Annotated in this window: 13 protein-coding genes; 9 read left to right on the plus strand and 4 right to left on the minus strand. The window is 63.2% G+C overall.

Features of this window, described 5'->3' with window-relative positions; all coding sequences use genetic code 11:
• The first annotated feature begins 161 nt into the window (after positions 1–161).
• Complete coding sequence (locus HYR72_19940; GenBank protein ID MBI1817249.1) at positions 162–893, plus strand: hypothetical protein; 732 nt, start codon at positions 162–164, stop codon at positions 891–893.
• Positions 894–922: 29 nt separating this feature from the next.
• On the opposite strand, the gene miaB is transcribed toward HYR72_19940, so the two are convergent.
• A complete protein-coding gene (miaB, locus tag HYR72_19945) occupies positions 923–2,212 on the minus strand; it encodes a tRNA (N6-isopentenyl adenosine(37)-C2)-methylthiotransferase MiaB (protein MBI1817250.1) in 1,290 nt (429 codons plus the stop codon).
• A 55-nt stretch (positions 2,213–2,267) separates the two neighbouring features.
• Here miaB and HYR72_19950 point away from each other — a divergent pair, with 55 nt between their 5' ends.
• Entirely contained in the window at positions 2,268–2,462 is a 195-nt protein-coding gene (locus HYR72_19950) for a hypothetical protein (GenBank protein MBI1817251.1), read from the plus strand.
• Between the two features lie 8 nt (positions 2,463–2,470).
• On the plus strand, positions 2,471–3,391 hold the full coding sequence (locus HYR72_19955; GenBank protein MBI1817252.1) for a cobalamin-binding protein: 921 nt from the start codon (positions 2,471–2,473) through the stop codon (positions 3,389–3,391).
• Here HYR72_19955 and HYR72_19960 read toward each other — a convergent pair.
• The gene (locus tag HYR72_19960) at positions 3,388–4,647 is read right to left on the minus strand and encodes a cytochrome P450 (GenBank protein MBI1817253.1); all 1,260 of its coding nucleotides are present in this window, start codon (positions 4,645–4,647) and stop codon (positions 3,388–3,390) included. The genes HYR72_19955 and HYR72_19960 overlap by 4 nt on opposite strands.
• A 179-nt stretch (positions 4,648–4,826) precedes the next feature.
• Between HYR72_19960 and HYR72_19965 the strand changes: the two genes are divergently transcribed.
• From HYR72_19965 to lpdA, 5 genes are all read left to right on the plus strand, one after another.
• Positions 4,827–7,583: a 2-oxoglutarate dehydrogenase E1 component gene (locus HYR72_19965; GenBank protein MBI1817254.1), complete on the plus strand. Its 2,757-nt coding sequence runs from the start codon at positions 4,827–4,829 to the stop codon at positions 7,581–7,583.
• Positions 7,573–8,748, plus strand: a complete 1,176-nt coding sequence (gene odhB, locus HYR72_19970) for a 2-oxoglutarate dehydrogenase complex dihydrolipoyllysine-residue succinyltransferase (protein MBI1817255.1) — start codon at positions 7,573–7,575, stop codon at positions 8,746–8,748. Before HYR72_19965 ends, odhB begins: the two co-directional genes overlap by 11 nt.
• Positions 8,749–8,766: 18 nt before the next feature.
• Positions 8,767–10,536, plus strand: a complete 1,770-nt coding sequence (locus HYR72_19975; GenBank protein ID MBI1817256.1) for a hypothetical protein — start codon at positions 8,767–8,769, stop codon at positions 10,534–10,536.
• Between the two features lie 3 nt (positions 10,537–10,539).
• Entirely contained in the window at positions 10,540–12,264 is a 1,725-nt protein-coding gene (locus HYR72_19980; GenBank protein MBI1817257.1) for a PAS domain-containing sensor histidine kinase, read from the plus strand.
• 67 nt (positions 12,265–12,331) lie between these two features.
• Positions 12,332–13,732, plus strand: a complete 1,401-nt coding sequence (lpdA, locus tag HYR72_19985) for a dihydrolipoyl dehydrogenase (GenBank protein MBI1817258.1) — start codon at positions 12,332–12,334, stop codon at positions 13,730–13,732.
• A gap of 90 nt (positions 13,733–13,822) precedes the next feature.
• Here lpdA and HYR72_19990 read toward each other — a convergent pair whose 3' ends face one another.
• Positions 13,823–14,923, minus strand: a complete 1,101-nt coding sequence (locus HYR72_19990) for a 2-dehydropantoate 2-reductase (protein MBI1817259.1) — start codon at positions 14,921–14,923, stop codon at positions 13,823–13,825.
• An 87-nt stretch (positions 14,924–15,010) separates the two neighbouring features.
• Entirely contained in the window at positions 15,011–15,637 is a 627-nt protein-coding gene (locus HYR72_19995) for a nitroreductase family protein (protein ID MBI1817260.1), read from the minus strand.
• 203 nt (positions 15,638–15,840) lie between these two features.
• On the opposite strand from HYR72_19995, the gene HYR72_20000 reads away from it, so the two are divergent.
• Entirely contained in the window at positions 15,841–20,145 is a 4,305-nt protein-coding gene (locus tag HYR72_20000; GenBank protein ID MBI1817261.1) for a hypothetical protein, read from the plus strand.
• The last annotated feature ends 493 nt before the right edge of the window (positions 20,146–20,638 follow it).

Below are 20,638 nucleotides of genomic sequence, written 5' to 3' on the forward strand. Positions count from 1 at the left end.
CGAAAGCGCTTGAGCCAATCCCTTTTTTTTGGCTTGCCGTTGACGGGTGGATTTGCAGAATTCGCCGCGTTCAGGTGGTCAGGTTCAGATTGACGCCAAGGGGTGTTCTGGACTAGGCGTGAGACTTCGCTACTTTCATTCGACCGGAGAGGAGAAGACGAATGGCGCGCACCACTGCAGCGGTTACGAAAACGCAAACGGGGAGTACCGGCAACGGACACGCACACCCGGCGATTAACCAGCCGAGCGCTGAGCCCACCGCTGGCGTGAGCCAAGAGTTCGAGGCAAGGCAACTGCTCAAAGCGTACCGCAAGGGGCTGATCTCCGACGCGCTGTTCGCAGAACAAATGCGCGAGATCGGGATCACCGCTCCGGCCGGCGCCAGCGGCAAGACCTACCAGATCAACGGCCGCGCGTATGCGAGCGAGCGCAAGATGCTGGTGTCGTTCCTCGACAAATTCCGCGCCGGCGAGAAGTATGCGTCGGAAGTGTTGCCGTTGTGGATCGAGACCTGTCGGGTCCCCGAGTTGAAGGGCGGTTTGCGCACCGTCTGCCATCGCGAGTTCATGCACAGCCAACTGCTCGAGCAGCGCCTCTGCGAGTTGGGCGGCGAGCTGCGCGCGGCGATTCCCGACGAGATCCGCATCAAGGCGCGCGCGATGCTCGCCTCGACCGCACTCTCCGACGGCGAGAAGCTGCGCGACTTCATCGCCCGCAACCCGGACGTCGAATCCGCGATCAAACCGATCAAAGACGTCATCTGTCAGATCGATGAAGATCAGGAGACCAAGGCGCTGTTGCAAACCATCTGCGATGACGAAGCCGCCACCGCCGGCTGGCTGCGCGCGATGTGCGAGTGTCTGACCTCGACGAGTGCCCGCACCAACGCATGATGATGTGAGGATCGAGTAGGATCCGCTGCTCAGGCCGCCTCGCCAACCAACGTGTGCCCGTTGGCGGAGGTCACGCGCACGGCGACCGTGTCGCCTGCCTGTGCCCCATCGGCTGAGAACACCGTGGTCTTGAACTGCGGCGTCTTGCCGGCGAGCCGGCCCGGGCTGCGGCGTGCCGGGCCTTCGACCAACACGTCAAACGTCGCACCGACCAACGCCTGATTGATCGCGGTCGACGTCTGCTCTTGCAGCGCGATGATCGCTTGCAATCGCCGCCCCTTCTCCGCATCGGAAACCGTTTCCGGCCAATCGAACGACTTGGTGTGCTCGCGCGGCGAGTATTTGAACATGAACGCGCTGTCGTAGCGGACCGCGCGCATCAGCTCGTGAGTGGCCTCAAAGTCGGCGTCAGTCTCGCCGGGGAACCCGACGATGATGTCGGTGCTGAGCGCGACGCCCGGCTTGGCAGCGCGCAAGCGTTCCACGAGCCGGAGGTATTGGTCGCGCGTATACCCGCGCTCCATGCGCGCCAGCACCGCGTCGGAACCCGACTGTAGGGGCAGATGAATCTGCGGACAGACTTTCGTGCACTCCGCCAGCGCCGCGATCACCGACTCGGTCATGTCGGCCGGATGCGGTGAGGTGAAGCGGATGCGTTCGATACCGTCGATCGCCGCAGTGCGACGAAGCAACTCGCCGAAATCGACGGCGCCATCGCGATAGGCATTGACCGTCTGTCCGAGGAATACCACTTCCCGATACCCGTCGTCGGCGACGGCGCGCACTTGCTCGAGCACAGCATGAGCGGGCAAGCTGCGCTCGCGCCCACGGACGTAGGGGACCACGCAGAAGGTGCAGAACTTGTCGCATCCCCGCATGATCGACAGCCATGCGCGCACGCCGGCGGCGCGCGCGGGCGCGATGTCGGCGTAGGTTTCGTCGCGGCCGAGGCGCACCTCGACGAACGCATCGCCCTGCGCCAGCATCGCGGGTAAGCGGCGATACGAATCGGGGCCGACGACGAAGTCGACGAACGGGGCGCGCGCCGTGAGCTGGTCGCGTAAGTGTTGCGCCATGCAACCGGCGAGACCGAGCTGAACCTCGGGCCGCCGCGCCTTGTGGTGCTGCAACTCGCCGAGGCGACCGAGCACGCGCTCCTCGGCGCGCTCACGGATGGCGCAGGTGTTGAGCAGGATCACGTCGGCCGCGGCCGGATCGTCGGTACGGGTGTAGCCGCTGCGGCCCAGGTGGCCGAGCAACAGTTCCGTGTCTGCCACGTTCATCTGGCAGCCGTAGGTTTCGACGTACACGGCGCGCATGTTGAACCGCTCTGCGGGAGGCCTTATAACGGCCGCGTCAGCTGAACACAATTCGATGCCGCGACCACCACATCCGCAAGCCTCCTACGACCAGCTCGAAGCCTCGCTGTTGTTCTGCCCCACGTGCCGGCAGGCGATGCCGGTGCGTAAGCGATTGCTGATCGTGCTCCTCGGCGCTGACAAGTACGAGTACGTTTGTCAGCGCTGCGGCTCGACCTGCGGCGACAAGCTTGAGCCGCCGCCACGGTGAGGCGCCGCATGTCTGCCCGCATCATCTCCCTGCTCCCCAGCGCCACCGAGATCGTGTGCGCTCTGGGCCTCGCCGATCAACTCGTCGGAATCTCGCACGAGTGCGACTACCCGCCAACAATCGTCGGACGACCGGTGCTCACCGAGCCGAAGATTGACGCGCGCCGCGCGTCGGCGGCGATCGACCACGACGTGCGGGCGTTGGTACGCGACGGTCTGAGCGTCTACCGCATCAAGATCGACGTGTTGCAGCGCCTGAAACCCGATCTGATCATCACCCAAGACCAGTGCGAAGTGTGCGCCGTGTCGTCGACCGAAGTCGAACGGGCGGCGCGAGACTGTTTCGGCAACGATGTCGCGATCGTGTCGCTGAAGGCAAACACGCTCGACGACATTCTTGACGACATCGCGCGCGTGGCCGCCGCAACCGATCGAACCAGCGAGGGCGCGGCTGTCATCGCCCAGATGCGCCGCCGCATCGACGCCATCCGCGAACGCGCGCTACAAGTGCACAGCCGCCCGCGCGTCGCGTGCATCGAATGGATTGAGCCGCTGATGGTCGGCGGCAACTGGATTCCGGAGTTGGTCACGCTCGCTGGTGGCCGCTACGACCTCGTGCAACCGGGCGCGCACAGTCCGACGATAACGTGGGTGGATCTCGTCGCGTATGCGCCCGAAGCGATCGTCGTGATGCCGTGCGGCTTCAAGCTGCCGCAAACGCGAACCGAGCTGTCACAACTCACCGATCATTCTGAGTGGAAGACGCTGCCGGCGGTGCGCAACCGTCGCGTCTATCTCGCCGACGGCAACGCCTACCTCAACCGCCCCGGTCCACGCATCGTTGAGAGTGCCGAACTACTCGCCGGTCTCATTCAGCCCGGCTTGTTCGCCGCGGGGATTCCACCCGGCAGTTGCGCGCGGGTCGACTAGGCAAGCGACAGCTTCGTTGGCGTGAAGCGGCACGGCATGCGCTTGATGCCGTGGATGAAGGCCGACAGCAGCATGTCAGGCGGCCCGCTGATCTCAATATCCGGCAAATGTTGGAACAGTTCCTCGAACATGACCGCGATCTCGCGGCGGGCAAGATTCGCCCCGAGGCAGAAGTGTGGACCGCCGGCGCCGAAGCCGACATGTTCGTTGGGGTCGCGCGTGACGTCAAAGCGATACGGATCGGCAAACTGCTCTCCATCGCGATTCGCCGAGTTGTACCACATCACCACCTTCTCGCCGGCTTTGATCGCTTGGCCACTGAGTTCGGTGTCTTCGGTGGCGGTGCGGCGGAAATGAATCACCGGCGAGGCCCAGCGGACGATCTCTTCCACCGCGGTCGGGGTGACGCGTGCGAAGTCGTGTTGCCACTTCGCACGCTCGGCGGGAAAATCGGTGAGCGCCTTCATCCCGTGGCTGATCGCGTTGCGCGTGGTTTCGTTGCCGGCCACCACGAGGAGGATGAAGAACGACCCGAACTCTTGCGGGCTGAGGCGCTGCCCTTCGACTTCGGCGTGCATCATCGCCGAGGTGATGTCCTCGGTCGGCGTGACGAGCCGCTCCTCGCCCAGCCGCTGCGCGTACTGCGCCAGCTCCATGCCGGCTGCCATCAGCTGTTCGATGGTGCTGGCGTACTCCGGATCGCCGACGCCGAGGATGGTGTTGGTGAGTTCGAATACGCGCCGGTAGTCCGACGGGGGGATGCCCATCATGTCGCAGATGATTTCGAGCGGCAGCGCGGCGGCGATGTCGTTGACGAAGTCGCACTCGCCGCGTTCGGCCACGGCGGCGATGATCTTGCGCGCCTTCTCACGCACCGTGTGCTCGACGTTGCCGACCCGGCGCGGCGTAAAGCCGCGGTTGACGATCAAGCGCAGCTTGGTGTGGCGTGGCGCGTCCATGTTGATCATCGAGCCGAAGAACTCAGCCAGATCGATCGGCAAGTCGCCGATGTTCGACCCTTGTCCCGAGATGAAGCGTTGCGGATTGCGGCTCACCGTCCAGACATCGGCGTAGCGCGTGATAGCCCAGAATCCGGGCCCCAGCGGCAGGCCCGGGTACTCCATCTCTTCATGGAACGACACCGGCCGCTCGGCGCGGAGCTTAGCGAACGCGCCTTCGCGGTCGGTACGCGCCCAGAAAAACGGATCGGAAAGTTTGATTTCATCGACGCTGAGGTCGGTATGCGGAGTGGCCATGCCGCCCTTATAGCGCTGTGCCGGCGTCTGTCCATCTCACGGCCGGTGCGCGCGGCCGGGACTTGTTCCTCACGGTATATCATCATACCCTGAGCGGTATTGAGCTGTGCGTCCGCGCCCGAGCATGCGCGTGTGCTGGCGAGTGTGAACGGAAATCTGAAGGGTCGATCGTGAGCACGCTGGACTTCATCAACGGCGCCAACGCCGAGTACGTCGAAGATCTCTATCACCGGTTCCTGCAGGATCCGGCGGCCGTCGACGCGCAATGGGCGCTGTTCTTTGCCGGTTTCGAAATGGCGCGAGGGAGCAACGGCGCGGCGGCGGTCGTGGCGCCCGCGGTGGCGGCCACCGCCAAACTCCCCGCGCCGGTCATCGGCGTGTTCGACCTCATCCATTCGTACCGAGAACTCGGTCACCTGATCGCCAACCTCGACCCGCTCGGCCACAATCAAGTTCACCATCCGTTGTTAGAGATGTCCGAGTTCGGTTTCGCTGACCACGACCTCGATCGCACGGTCGAGTGTGGCAACTTCCGCGCCTTTACCACCGCCACCCTGCGCGAGTTGATCGGCGCCCTGCGCGACACGTACTGCGGCACTCTCGGCGTCGAGTACATGGAGATGGCCGACAAGGAGCAACGCGATTGGCTGCGCGATCGCATGGAGCCCACGCGCAATCGGCCGGCGTTGACGCGCGATGACCGCGTGCGTGTGCTGTCTCAACTCATCCAAGCCGAAGACTTCGAACGTTTCTTGCACACGAAGTATCCGACGGTGAAACGCTTCTCGCTCGAAGGCAGCGAGGCACTCATCCCAATGCTGGCGGAAGTCGTGGCCGGCGCCGGCGACCTGGGGGTCGAGGAGATGGTGCTCGGCATGGCTCATCGCGGCCGCCTCAATGTGCTCGCCAATATTCTGCGCAAACCGTACGAGATGATTTTCTCCGAGTTCGAAGGCACGTTTCTGCCCGCCGACGTCCAGGGCGACGGTGACGTGAAGTATCATCTCGGGTACTCGCGCGATTTCACCACCGCCAGCGGCCACAAGATCCACCTCTCGCTGAGCTCCAATCCGAGCCACCTCGAAGTCGTCAACCCCGTCGTCGAGGGCATGGTGCGCGCCAAACAGAATCATCTCGGCGACCGCGAACGCAGCCGCGTGGTGCCGGTGCTGATGCACGGCGACGCCGCGTTCACCGGTGAAGGCATCGTGCCGGAAACCTTGGCGCTCTCGGAACTCGAGGCCTACGGTACCGGCGGCACGATTCACATCATCGTCGACAATCAAGTCGGCTTTACCGCCGGGCCGAGCGACCTGCGCTTCACTCGCTACCCGAGCGATGTCGCCAAGATCATCGGCGCACCGGTCTTTCACGTCAACGGCGACGACCCGGAGGCCGCCGTGCAAGCGGCGCGACTCGCCATCGGCTTCCGCCAACGCTTCAAGAAGGACGTCATCATTCACCTGGTGTGCTACCGCCGTCACGGGCACAACGAGGTCGACGATCCGACCTTCACGCAGCCGGTGATGTATCGTGAGATCGGCACGCATCCGACTGTGCGCGCGCTGTACCGCGATCGCCTCATCCAGCCCGGCGTCGCGACGGCCGATGAAATTGACGCGATCACCGCCGACTTTCGCGAGGTGCTCGACGCCGCGCTGATGTACAGCCGCGACTTCTCGCCACGGCAGCAAGTGTTCACGCTCGGCGGCGTATGGAAAGGGTTTCAGTGGGCGGGCAGCGACTGGAGCGCGCGCACCGCCGTACCTCAGGAACAATTGCAACAAGTCGCCGCCGCGTTCACGCACTACCCCGACGGTTTTCACGTCCACCCGAAGGCGCACCGCTTGATGGAAGCGCGTGTGCAGATGGTGACGCAGGGCGAGCAAATCGATTGGGCCTGCGCCGAAGCGCTCGCGATCGGCTCGCTGCTGCTCGAAGGCACGGCGGTGCGGCTGACAGGGCAAGACAGCGGCCGCGGCACCTTCAGCCATCGGCACGCCGTGCTGCGCGACATCGAGACCAACGAGAAGCATGTCCCGCTCAATCACATCGCGGAGACGCAAGGCCGTTTCGAGATCGTCGACACCATGCTCTCGGAAGCCGCCGTGCTCGGCTTCGAGTATGGGCTCAGTTCGGCGAATCCGTACGTGTTGGTGATGTGGGAAGCGCAGTTCGGCGACTTCGCCAACATGGCGCAGGTGATGATCGATCAATTTATCGCCAGCGCCGAATCCAAATGGCAGCGCATGAACGGCATCGTGCTGCTGTTGCCGCACGGCTACGAAGGCCAGGGGCCGGAGCATTCGAGCGCGCGGCTCGAACGCTTTCTCCAACTCTGCGCCGAGAACAACCTGCAAGTGTGCAACCTGACCACGCCGGCGCAGTACTTCCACGTCCTGCGGCGGCAGATGCACCGCACCTTCCGCAAGCCGCTCATCATCATGACCCCGAAGAGCTTGCTGCGGCACCGTGCCGCCGTGTCACCGTTGCGCGATCTGAGCGACCCAGACTTCCAAGTCATCATCGACGATGGCCCGGAGATCCCGCGCGAGCGCGTCACACGCGTCCTGCTGTGCAGCGGTAAGGTGTACTACGCGTTGTTGGCCGGACGCGCCGAGCGGGCCATCGATTCGGTCGCGATCGTCCGCGTCGAGCAACTTTATCCATTTCCCGGCGACGAGATCGCGGCCGTGTTGCGAACCTACCCCGAAGCGCGTGACCTGCGTTGGGTGCAGGAAGAACCGCAGAACCAAGGCGCGTGGGAATTCGTCGCGCCGCGTTTGCGCGCGCTCCTGCCTGACGACTCCCGACTGGCGTACATCGGGCGCGAGGAAGCCGCCAGTCCCGCCAGCGGTTCGTACAAACTTCATCAGAAAGAGGAGGCCGAACTGGTGCACCAGGCATTGTTCGTGAGGCGCGCACATGGCGGTTGACGTACTCATCCCAACGCTCGGCGAGTCGATCACCGAAGCGGTCATTGTGAAGTGGGCCAAAGCCGACGGCGACGCGGTGGCCACTGACGATCTGCTGCTCGAACTCGAAACCGAGAAGGCCAGCGTGGAGATCCGCGCCGAGCAAGCCGGCGTGCTGCAATTGGTGCGCCGCGAGGGCGAAACAGTTCAGGTTGGCGATGTGGTCGCACGCATAACCGAGAGCGACGGGCGCGCCACCAAGAAGTCGCCCGCAGCGGTCGCCGCACCCACCAGTGCACCCGCGTCGCCAGCCGCACCGAGTACCGCGCCGCTCAGTCCCGCGGTGGCGCGACTGGTGCGCGAGCACGACATCGATCCGGCGACAGTTCCGGGTTCCGGTCCAAAGGGACGACTCACCAAGGGCGACGTCCTGGCGCATCTCGAAAAGCCTGCACCGGCTCCGGCAACACGGCCGGCTGCATCGAAAGACGGCGAAGACATCGTCGCGCTGACGCCACTGCGCCGGCGCATCGCCGATCGCTTGGTGCAGGCGCAACACACCGCGGCCATTCTGACCACGTTCAACGAGATCGACATGACCGGCGTGCTGGCGCTGCGCGCGCGCTACAAGGAACGTTTTAAGGAACGTCACGGCGTGGGGCTGGGGTTCATGTCGTTCTTCGCGCGCGCCTGCGTCACCGCATTGCACGAGATCCCAGCCGTCAACGCGGAGATTCGCGGCACCGACGTGGTGTACAAGCGCTACGTCAACCTCGGCGTCGCGGTCGGCAGCGAGCGGGGCTTGGTGGTGCCGGTGGTGCCCCACGCGGAGCAGCGCACGTTTGCCGAACTCGAAAAAGAGATCGAGCGGCTCGCGGGTCTAGCGCGCAGCGGCAAGCTCAGCATCGATGACCTCAGCGGCGGCACGTTCACGATTTCCAACGGCGGGGTTTACGGCTCGCTGATGTCGACGCCGATCCTCAATCCGCCGCAGAGCGGCATCCTCGGCATGCACAAGATCGAGAAGCGCCCGGTGGTTGTCGACGACCAGATCGTCATCCGTCCGATGATGTACGTCGCGCTCTCCTACGATCATCGTCTCGTCGACGGCGAGCAAGCGGTCACCTTCCTGGTGCGCGTCAAAGAGCGCATCGAAGATCCGAGCCGGCTGCTGCTCGAAGTGTGAGCGTTCGCAGATGCCGGTATGAGTGACCCCGCGAGTGAAGTGGGCACGCGCGCCGAGTTGATCGCGCTGTTCCTGCGATTCCACCGTGCATTGTCGGTCGCATGGGTTGTCTGCACGATCGTGGTCACTCTCGGCATCTGTATCTTCTCCGTGAAAGTTCTTGATCCGGCGCAATGGAAAACGGTCTTGGATGTTCGCCACACGTCCAAGAGTGAGCCCGAATTGTACGGGGTCGCGTGGGTTCTCAGTGGCGCGGTGATGGTCTTACAGGCATGCACCATCGCCGCGCTGTCGGCGCGCCTCAATCGAATGCGCATCCTCCAATTCGTGTTTCGCGCGGTGGCGTTGGCTGGGTTTGGGCTCTGGCTGCTGCTGAGCGATTTGTGGGTTCTTTTCACCCTTGGAAACATGGACAATTTCAATAGCCCCATCACGTCTGATCTCGCATGGATTGTTTTCGCGGCGATCTATCTCGCGGGATGCTGGTGGTGGATGCGGATATCGTTCGCCTCGGCACTCCTGCGCCTCGGCCTGCTCAGCCTCGCGACTTTTGTTTTGGCTGCCGCCAATTGGGTTGGTCTGCAAGTTGCGCGGGCTGGGGGCATGGATGATCTGGCCATGCTGATGTTCGCCCTGCCGGTGGCGGGACCACTGCTCTATCTGACCAGATCTTGGAAAACTGAAACGACGACGAACTTTCCCAAGACCAGCGACTTCAAGAGTGGCTCCTATCTCTCTTCCGCGCGCACGCTGTCGCTGCTGTTACTCGCCACCCTTGCGTTGGCCTCGAATCTGGCGCCGGCCTACCGAGCGCGGGAGACAATGCTCCGAACCGCGCGCGAAGTCTTCGCCAAGGAATACGTCGCCGAGGCGCTCCGAACCTGCGGGCCGCGCAGCGAACCCGCTAAAGCGGACGAGGGTGATTTGGGAAGTGCCGACTGTGCGGTTGAGAAAGGTAGGGTCACGGTCTCGTTCGCGCGACCGCAGGGGTATGCCCGCTTTCTGTTCGCGGGGGGCTACCGTGTCGGAGTCTCCGCGACGGCCACATTCAATCTGAACGCAGAGCCGGAGTGGTCAACTCACTTTGAAAGAGATGCCGAGGAGGGCGAGCGACCATGGCACGACTTGGGAAGTCTCGACCTATGGCGGAAGGCTACCGTTCCGAAGGCCGACGCGAACGACGCTGGTCTCGAGCACGCATACAAGGAGCTCGCCCGGATCGCTCGTGAAGTTGAAGCAAAGTCAGCCGCGGAGGGTGAGACGATCGACGGTCTCCGAACGCTCTATGAGGGTATCGAAGCGGAAGTGACGAAGAAGCGGGTGGAAGTCCCCACCCTTGGCATCGAGATGGAATCGCGTCTGGCGATGTGGATCATCTCCGGCGTTGCCATTGGTCTCCTGCTGCTCATGCGTAATCAACTGCGTTACGTCCTTCGCGACCGGACACTGGCGGACGAGGAACCTTGGCTGGTGCTGGATGGGGAGTCGGGGATCGAATGGTGCGGGTCGGGTGCGTGGCTGATGGGCCTGCTGTTGAGCCCGTGGATACTGCATACGCTGGTCGTCACGGTGCAAGCCAGCGAAACCGTCGCGCGCGGCGGATCGCCGTCCGCCACGCAACACATCGCCATTTGCATATTGCTGATCTCGACCACCCTCTGCGGCGCATGGCTTTCCGTGACCACGGTCGCAAAACTCTATCGGCTACGTGGGTTGCGAATGCGCTACCGCCGACAGCTCCCCACTGACCCAGGCCAAAGCTCCTTGGTCTCACCCGCCTCAGATTGACGCATGAACCCGCTGCCGGTTGCTGGCGCCCATCCACCAGTTGCGGAATCCTTTGCCAAACAACGCAACGATCTCGTCGCTGCCAGTGCGCCGACGTTCGGGATCACCGTCTTTGCTGTCACCGCGCTGTATGCGCTGAGCCAGTGGATCATGCGGCCGGCGCAACTGCGCGGCGCGTTGACGTTGTATCTGCTGCAACTGGCGATTCCGCTGGTGAACGCCGGGCTGATGCGGACGCCCCTGCGGCGTCACGCGCAGATGGTCGTCCTCGATGCGGAACTCTCCTATACGGCGTGCCTCACCGCGCAGCTTCTCATTCCCGAAACCAACACCTCGGCCACGATCGTCTTTCTGTGTTTGAAGCTGATGGCCACTGCCCTCTTCTTTCCCTGGAGTGCGCGCCTCCAGTACGTGTCGGCGGGCGTGACCGTGGCACTCTACTGGACCTGCCTGCTCGTCACCGGTCGACCCTACGACGAAGCGCCGCGCTCCCATCACTACGTCGCGATCGCCATCGCCGCGGTGCTGTCAGCCGCCGGGGCGACCCGCGCCGATCGTCTGCGCCGCGATTTGTTTCAGCACGATGCGGAACGCGAGGAGCTGCTCTCGCGTCTGCAGCTCATCCTCGATCACATGCCGATCGGGTGCATCATCAATGACGCCGAGTTTCGCTATACGTACTGGAACGCAGCGGCCGAACAGCTCTTTGGCTATCGGTTCGACGAAGTGCGCGGGAAACATCCCTTCGATGTCATTACCCCGAAATCCCAACATCAGGGTGTCCGTGAGGCGTTGCGCCGTATGGAAACTGAGCACGTCGTCGTCTCGGCGCGTTCGCAAAATGTCACCCGCGACGGCCGGCTCATCGTCTGCGAGTGGAATAGTGCGCCGCTCCGGCGTCGGGACGGAACCTTCGTCGGCTTGCTGTCAATGTGCCAAGACGTCACGGTCCGCCAGCGAGATGAAGAAGAGAAGCAAGTCCTGCTCGAAGAGTTGCGCGCCGCCAACCGTCTCAAGTCGGACTTTGTGGCCACCATGTCGCACGAGCTGCGGACGCCGCTCAATGTCATCCTCGGCTACCACGACCTGCTGCAAGAGCAGGCCTTCGGCGCACTCGGCGACGAGCAAGCCGCGGTGCTGCGCCGCATGCGACAGAGCGCCGTCGAGCTGCTGGAGCTGATCAACGCGACGTTGGATGTGAGTCGTTTGGAATCCGGTCGAGTCGAAGTGGAGAAGCATCGGCTGTCCGTCGGCGACGTGATCGCCCAAGTGAACGCCGAGACGCGCGAGCTGCAGGACAAGCCGGGCGTGCACGTCGAGTGGCGCATCGACCCGGAGCTGCCGCCAGTTTATTCCGACGCGGCGAAACTCAAGATCATCCTCAAGAACCTGGTGAGCAACGCCCTCAAGTTCACCGAAGCCGGCTCGGTTGTGGTGAGCGCGCACGAACGCGACGGCGGTGTGGAGATGCAAGTGACCGACACGGGGGTGGGCATCGCCGCGGAGGCGTTGCCGATCATCTTCGAGCCGTTTCGTCAGATCGGCGAATCGCCAACGCGCCAACATGGCGGGGTCGGGCTCGGCCTCTACATCGTCCGGCGCTTGGTCGACATGATCGGCGCGACGTTGGACGTGGAGAGTGAACCGGGGCGCGGCACCACGTTCCGCGTCTGGGTGCCGTCGGCGCTCGACGAGTCGGCGGTCATCGTCGACACGGCGCAGCAGTGAGCGCATTTCTCCCGCAAACTCTCCGCATCGGCTTGGCTCTCCGACGTGAAGCCGATAAGTGAACGGTATGGCAGAGCAGGCTTTCGATCTTGTCGTCATCGGCTCCGGACCAGGCGGATACATCGCAGCGATCCGCGCCGCCCAGCTCGGTTTGCGCGTCGCCTGTGTCGAGAAGGACGCCGCGCTCGGCGGCACCTGCCTGAACGTCGGCTGCATTCCGAGCAAGGCGCTGCTCGATTCGAGTGAGCACTTCGCGCAAGCCCAAGACGGCCTCGCCGTTCACGGCGTGAAGGTCGGACCCGTCAGCCTCGATCTGCCGGCGATGCTGGCGCGCAAAGACAAGATCGTGAAGACGCTGACCACCGGCATCGCCGGACTCTTTCGCAAGAACAAGGTCGAACGGGTGCAAGGCCTCGGCCGCATCGTGAACGCATCCACCATCGAAGTCCGCGGCGAGAGCGGTACGCGCACGCTCTCCACCAAGCGCATCCTCATCGCCACCGGTAGTGAGCCGATCGATTTGAAAGATCTGCCGTTCGACGGCCAGCGCATCATCAGCTCGACCGAGGCATTGCGTTTGCCTGCGGTGCCGCAGCGCATGCTGGTGGTCGGCGGCGGCGCGATCGGGCTCGAACTCGGTTCGGTGTGGAGCCGCCTCGGCAGCGAAGTCGTGGTCGCCGAGTTCATGGATCGCATCGTCCCCGGCACGGATGTGCAGATGGGGCGCGAGCTGCAGAAGGCGCTGACCAAGCAAGGCCTGAAGTTTCATCTGCGCACGTCGGCAAAGTCCGCGAGCATCAAGCAGAGCAAGGTCTTCGTGACGCTCGATAGCGAAGGCACAGCGAGCGAGGAAGTGGTCGACGTCGTCTTGGTCGCCGTCGGCCGCCGCCCCCACGACCAGGGACTCGGAGCGCGCGAAGCGGGCGTGGCGTACGACGAGCGCGGCCGCATCAACGTCGATCGCGCGTACGCCACCAGCGTGCCCGGCATCTATGCGATCGGCGACGTGATCGCGGGGCCGATGTTGGCGCACAAGGCGGAAGAGGAAGGCGTCGCCGCAGTCGAGCAGATGGCCGGTGTCGCCGGCCACGTGAACTACGACGCGATCCCCAACGTCGTCTACACCTGGCCCGAGTTGGCCAGTGTCGGTCTCTCCGAAGAGGAAGCTAGTAACCGCGGCCTCGTCGTAAAGATCGGCAGCTTTCCGTTCATCGCCAATGCCCGCGCCCGCTGCCTGAACGAAACCGAGGGACTGGTGAAGATGCTCGCTGATGCCAAGACCGACCGCATCGTCGGCGTCCACATCCTCGGCCCGCGCGCGTCCGACCTCATCGCCGAGGCCGCGCTGGCGATGGAGTTCGGCGCCAGCGCCGAAGACATCGCCCGCTCCGTCCACGCGCATCCGACGTTAGCCGAAGCCTTCAAAGAAGCCGCGCTCGCCGTCGACAAGCGGGCGCTGAACATTTGAAATCGTAAGGCGTGAGACGTGAAGCGTGAGACGTGAGGAGCCAGGCCTTTCCGATCCCCTCACGCCTCACGTCTCACCCCTCACGTTATTTCACGCCGGCGGCGCGGCTTCGATTGGGATACCGTCGCCGCGCAGGGGCGAGCGCGGCTTGTTGACCGGACCGATATCGTTGCGGCTGTCGCGGTAGAGTTGGCGCAAGAGATCGAGGCTTGGACGCGCAGCGCCGCGGGCGATGGCGTGGATGAGCGTGCGCACGCGCGCGTTGATGGGCGTCGGAATGCCGAGCTGCAAGCCGCGCGTGACCACCTCGCCGTTGAGAAAATCGACCGCCGGCTCGCGGCCGCGCTCGATCGCAGCCAACATCGACGAACGCAAGCGGCGAAACTTGGCGCCGACGGCGAGCAGCAGCGCATGCTTCGTCATCAGCGACGGCGAACCGGGTCCGACGAGATCCGCTGATGTGAGCGCAATCCAATCGAGGTCGATCGTGCCCGCCACTTTCTCCAACCGCACGCGGGATGCGCGCGCGACGGCGACGGCTTCGGTCATCACTTCCAATCCCAGCCGGCGCGCAAAGCGATAGCGCAGCAACGCGCCAAGACGATCGCCGCCGATGGTGCCGAGCGAGCTGATGGCGCAGTTGATCGCCAGCTTGCTCCAGCGGCTGCCGGCGAGGTTGTCGGTGATCGTTACCGGACCGATCGGAGTGAGCACACGGCTCAACTCAGTCAGCCGCTCGTCGCGCGTGTCGCCGTCGAGTCGCCCGACGACGAAGCCGCCCGCCGAGGTACGTTCACACACTCCGGGCGCGACCATCGATGCGCCCCAGGCGACGATCGCGCCGAGCGTACGATCGCCGCCGGCGATTTCCGCCACGCGGTGCTCACATAGACCGTTCTGGAAACACACCATCGCGCCGGTGGCGGCCAGATGCGGCAGCGCCGCGCGCGCCGCGTCTTCCACCTGCCCCGGTTGCGTCGCCAGCAGCACCAAATCGAAGTGGCCGGGATTCGCGGGGATCGTCACGTGCGCCAGCGCCGCGGCGTGGCGGTGTGTTTCGCCGTCGATCACTTCGAAGCCGCGCGCAGTAATCGCCGCCGCGATCGCCTCGTTGTGCGTGACCGCGACCAACTCGCAATCGCCTTCACTCAGCGAGGCGCCGAGAATGCCGCCAACGCCGCCACATCCCATCAACAAGATCCGCAGTTTCATCGCCCCTCACCAACACGAACCACGAACACGAGCCACGATCACGAGTCCCGACTCACGAATCACGCCTCACGACTTGAACGGCTGATTACCAAACCGATCGAGATGCACAACCTCGCCGACCGGGCGCCGGGTCGTCGGCCCGTACTTTCCCTTCGGCCAACCGAGCGGGATGACCGCGCACGGCGCAACGCTCCACGGCAAACCTAATGCGCGACGCGCCAGCCACGTACTCCACAGCGGCATGGTGATCAGCGCCGCACCGAGTCCAGCCGCGCGCGCCGCCAGTAACAGGTTCTGCACCGACGGATAGATCGAACCGTAGTACGAGGTGGCGACGATCGGCGGAAACGGCAGACGCATTCCACGCAAGCAGGCAACAACGAGAACCGGAATCTCTTCGAAGTGATCGGTTTGCCACTGTACGGCATCGAGGATCTTGCCCATCTTCGGATCATTGCGAGCGACGCGGCGGCCGATGCTGCCGTAGATCCGCCACGGCATCCGTGTCAGCGAAGCGAGCCGCGCTTTCACCGCGCGGTCACGCACGACGATGAACTCCCAGTTCTGCTGATTGCTTCCGCTCGGCGCATTGAGCGCCAGCTCGATCAAATGCAGCACCAACGCATCGTCCACCGCATCCGGCTTGAGCCGCCGAATCGCCCGCTGCGTCCGCATCGCTTCTTCGATCGGCATGGTGAGATTGATTGGGTCAGACATGCGCGGAGGTTACATCATTGCTAACCGGTCCGGTCAACGCATTCCGTTCATGGCCAAGGTCATGCACGGTGCTGCCGATGAAACGCAACCTCGACTCCGATGTGAGCTGGCGGGCGTCGGAATAGCTAGTTGGTTCAGCTCTTGCCGTCGGTCACAAAATCACGGAGATGTCTATCAGCATGGCGAATGGCGGAATTCCGGATTTCGTAGAGCTCGATCGTACGTTCCGGCCTCTACATCCTGCAACCAATCCGGAAGAGGCCGCTGCGTCAAGCTACACCCGCACTCTGCCTGGGCTCCAGCCCGCAATCGGCTGGGCTGACCTTCTGAAGAGGCGACTCGTCGTAGTCCTGGGGGAACCCGGCAGTGGCAAGAGTTGGGAGTTTAAGCATCGCGCCACTCTCGAGGGGCAGCGCGCGTTTTATGTCCGACTCGACGCCCTGACCAATGAATGCCTGGAGCCAGTTTTGGGTTTCTCAGAATACGGACGGTTCCGCGACTGGCTCGGTAGTCGGTACGAAGCGATGTTCTTCCTGGACTCAGTGGATGAGGCGAAGCTGCGAAGCTCTGCGGACTTCTACCGCGCTCTCGACAGGTTTCGGCATGAAATTGGCACGGCCAACTTGACGCGCGCGAAAATCTTCATCAGCTCTCGCATAAGTCAGTGGGAACCTGAGAGCGACGCCCATGAGGTGCTGATTCAATTTGGGCAGCGACAGCGCTCGAAGGACATTGGATCAGGACAGATCGCCGGCGGCGGGACGGATGCGGAACCCATCTATGTCGTTCACCTTCAACCGCTCGATCAACGGCAGGTCGAGGTTTTCGCCACCGCGCGTGAGGTGGCCGATGTGGCTGCATTCATAGCCGCGCTCAACACCGCGCACGCCTGGGAATTCGCACGAAGGCCAATCGATGTAATGGATCTCGTCCGGTTCTGGCTTGAGCGCGGTCGGCTGGGCTCGCTGACCGAACTCATCGAATCCGGTGCCGAGCGAAGTCTTCGCGAGACGCGAAGAGGCGATCCCCTCTCGCCCAAGAAGGCGCGCGAAGGGGCACAGGCGCTCGCCGCTGCAACGATACTGTGCCAGCAGTTGGATTTCAGAGTGCCCGATGATGCGTTTATTGGATCACCAGCATTGGACGCGCTCTCGTGTTTGCCCGACGAATGGCGACCGGAGGAAGTTCGTGCGCTGCTCGAGCGGGCGATATTCGATGGCGCCAGCTACGGCCGCATTCGGTTCCACCACCGTCGCGTGGGCGAGTACCTTGCTGCCAAATGGCTAGAAGCGCGCATTCGAGATGGTTGCCCGATCAGCACACTCGAAGCGCTGATTTTCGATCGACGTAACCGGAGACGAGTGCTGCGCCCGACCCTGGCACCAGTCGCAGCGTGGTTGTGTTGCGGCAACGAGCGATGGAACGCAGATCTCCGGGGATGGATGCTCGAAGCGGCACCGGAGATCCATCTGCAATACGGCGATCCGAGCTGTCTGCCTCTGGAATACAAACGGAGCCTGATCCACAGACTGGTGAGTAACTTCGCGGGCCGAAACCGCGTGTGGGTCCATTCAGATCCGGAGTGCCTTAGTCGCTTGGCGGATCCCGGCCTTGCACCAGATGTCTCGGCGATCATCGCAGACCGTGCCGCTCCGATCGACATCCGGTCCCGGATGCTGCAGCTTGCCCGGCATGGACGGCTCCGTGACTGCTTGAGTACCGCGCTCGACATAGTCGCTTCTAGCGAAGAGCCGGGTGAACTCAAGTCGTATGCGGCGGCTGCAATCCGCGACATCGGCGACCTTGCTACCCACGAGCGCCTTGCGAACATCGCCGCCGGTCTCACGCAGATTTCGAATTCTCTGTGCGGGACAATTTGCGAAGCTCTGTACCCCTCCACTATCAATGCTCGGGAGCTTGTCGCGCTCCTTCGCAAGACAAGTCCCGTCCCACAGCTCAGCGTCGACCTGCCCTACTTCCTAGGCGCGCAGCTCAAATCGGAGTTGAGGCCGGAACACGGCGGCGCGTTACTTGCCGAGTTGGTCGAGCTTGTGCGGACGCCTCCGCATTTGTCGCTTCACCGGAGGAGTGCGCGTGTGTCACAACAGTTCTCCTGGGTAGTGCAGATGCTGCCCACTGTGCTCACGGTTCTCCTGACCAAGGCCTCCCTGACGCAGCAGGAAGCCGAAGCCGCCGCGGCGTCGATCCAGCTCCTCGGTACTCTCCGTCATCATCACGAAGCCGTTGGCTATGAGAAGCTTCCAGACCTCAACGCTTTTACGAGGCGGCATCCGTTAGTCAGGAGGCTCTACTTTTGGTTTGAGGTCGAAAGCTGGCGAGAGGAGAACGAGGGCGAGCCATTCTACCTCCTCCAGGTGTTTGGCCATGGAGAGATTGTGCAACCCTGCATCGAAGATCTTGATTGGCTTTTGATCGACATCAACCAGCGCCCAACGGCGCGCGACCGTGGATTGGCACTCCGCCTGGCGACAGACCTATGGAACAACTCTGGTCGGCGCTGGAGAGAGCGCCGCCACATCGTCGACGCGGTCAGGAACACACCTCCTCTGTTGGCGATTTTCCGGCAGCTCGCAGCACGCGAGCGTTGGCCGCACTTCAAACGGATCTGGTACCAGTACGTTACTGTCAAGCTTGCGAGCAAATGGTGGTGGGAGCGGCGCCTGTACGAGATGAAACGTCGCTGGCGAGAAATCCGAGCACAATGCAATCTACTGCTTCACATCAGAGCCCTCCGCTCTGGCGTGGAGACCGGGTGGCTCGCCCAATTGGTGTTCGAAGCACCCGAACGGGGCGGCGAGAACCACCTTACGCCGAAATCCCGGAACCGAATGCGCCAGAAGCGCCGGCGATTGATTACATGGGCAACAAGAGAGGGGTGCAAACGTGTGTGGCGCCGGTTCGTGCCGCCGTTGCCTCACGAGAAGCAAAACCCGGGAGCGATCGACAACCGACTCATAGCCGGCTTGGCCGGTCTGCAAGCCTCATTGGCCGACGGCCAGCTTGACTTCTCAAACCTGCCGGGACAGGAGGCGGAGCTGGCTGTCCGCTACGCCGTCAACGAAATCAACGGCTTTCCTCCGTGGTTCGGCGATCTCGTCGCACGCCGCCCCGATGCAGTCCACCGCGTCCTGTCCCAATGTATCCAGGGCGAATGGCAGTTTGCTGCGGACCGAGAACATGTGCATGAGGTTATGGCCGACCTTGCTTGGCGGGGCGACGCCCTTGTCCCGCTCGTACGCGATACCTTGATTGATCTGCTCCGCGCTAGCGACCCGCCGAATCGCTGGATACTTCAGTTCGCGCTGACGATCTTGCTCCGTGGAGCTCAGCCCATGTGTTCAGAGTTGACGACCATCGCTCGCGAGAGGGCACAGCAAGCCATGCCCGGTGGCCCATCGCTCGTGATGTGGCTTGCCGTCTTGCTTCAGCTAGATGCTCCAAGCGCGCTGGATCTCATCGAACAAGGCACTGATGGAAGCTGGCCTGACCCCGATCAGACGATGACGCGCCTGTGCGCGGCGCTGAACGGGTCCCTCGGAGGCTTCGAAGCAGTGCCGGCAATTTCAAAGCCAGATTACGCCATGCCTATCCATCTCCGCCGATTCATTCCTCTCGTTTTCCGGCACATCAGGCCGCGTGACGATATCGAGCGCGCGGGCAGTGGCGTGTACTCGCCCGGCGAACGAGACTGGGCCCAAGATTTCCGAAACGGGTTACTCATCAGGCTGTCCGCACTTCATTCCGAAGAGGCGAGACGAGTCCTCAGCGAACTGATCGGTGACCCGGCGCTGTCAAACACGCGCGACTGGGCGGCGCACCTACTCGATGATCTAACGCAAAAGCTGGCCGACTCGCCGCCGTGGACTGCCAACGATGTGAGGTGCTTCTCCGCCGAGTACGAGAGGGATGCCAAGACGGATGGCGACTTGTTCAAGATCGCCTGCGACCGGTTCGGAGACATCAAGCGCGACGTGGAAGAGTCCGACAACAGCCTGCGCGAGGAACTGCGTGCGGATGATGACGAACTTGTGTTCAGACGGTGGCTAGCTCGCAAGCTAAACGAGCGCTCGCGCCAGCGCTACACGGTTCCGCAGGAGGAGGAAATCGATCTGCGGCAGAGACCCGACCTGCGGATAGAGAATCCGAGGACTGCCCCGGTATCCATTGAAGTCAAGTGGGCCGACAAGTTGGCGCTAGCCGAGTTGCTGGAGCGTCTTGAGAATCAGCTGGTAGGGCAGTATCTGCGGGCAAATAACTCACGCTACGGCATCTACATCCTCGGCACGTTTGGCCGCAAAGGATACTGGGAAGAATCCGCCAGCGGCCGACGACTCGCCTTCGAGGAAGTCGTCGATGTCATCCGGCGCCGGGCCAGCGAACTAGAAGGCGCCCGCTCCGATGTCAGCGGTATTGACGTCGTATCAGTTGACTTCCGTAATCCTCGGGTGAGGTCATCAAGCTGATCCTCCCTCCAAGTCTCCCCTCGGAAGTCGGCCTCGGCCGGGGCGATTGACTATACCGACGGAGAGAGTTTTCTGCGCCGCCTGGTGTTTATCACGCATGAAGAAGAGCTTGGCGGCTCCTCTTTCAACCGAAGAAGCTCCGATGCGCGGAGACAGATCTGGCAACGTCTGAAGATCTCCAGCGAGACAGAACCGGATCGCTTCGATACACCGCTCTTCCCTCCAACGGCTATCCGCCGACGCCCCTCCCGCTCAAACGCTTCTCCAGTGGTGACTTCGTGCTGTCCCGGGTGCGGATCGAGACTCGGCGAGGTTCGAGGCGGCCTCGTTTAAGCACGTGGCACAGAAGGCCGCGGTGTCGAGGATCGTGCCGCCCAATCAGGCGACCACGCGAAACGCGATGCGGGTGCCGCGATCACAGTCACAAAGTTTGGGCTGCATCGCTCGATCCTCCTCTGGCAACCGACCAAACGCAGGCCCTCCATCCGCGCTG

The organism is Deltaproteobacteria bacterium (assembly GCA_016178705.1).
In the GTDB taxonomy this organism is placed as follows: domain Bacteria; phylum Desulfobacterota; class Binatia; order HRBIN30; family JACQVA1; genus JACOST01.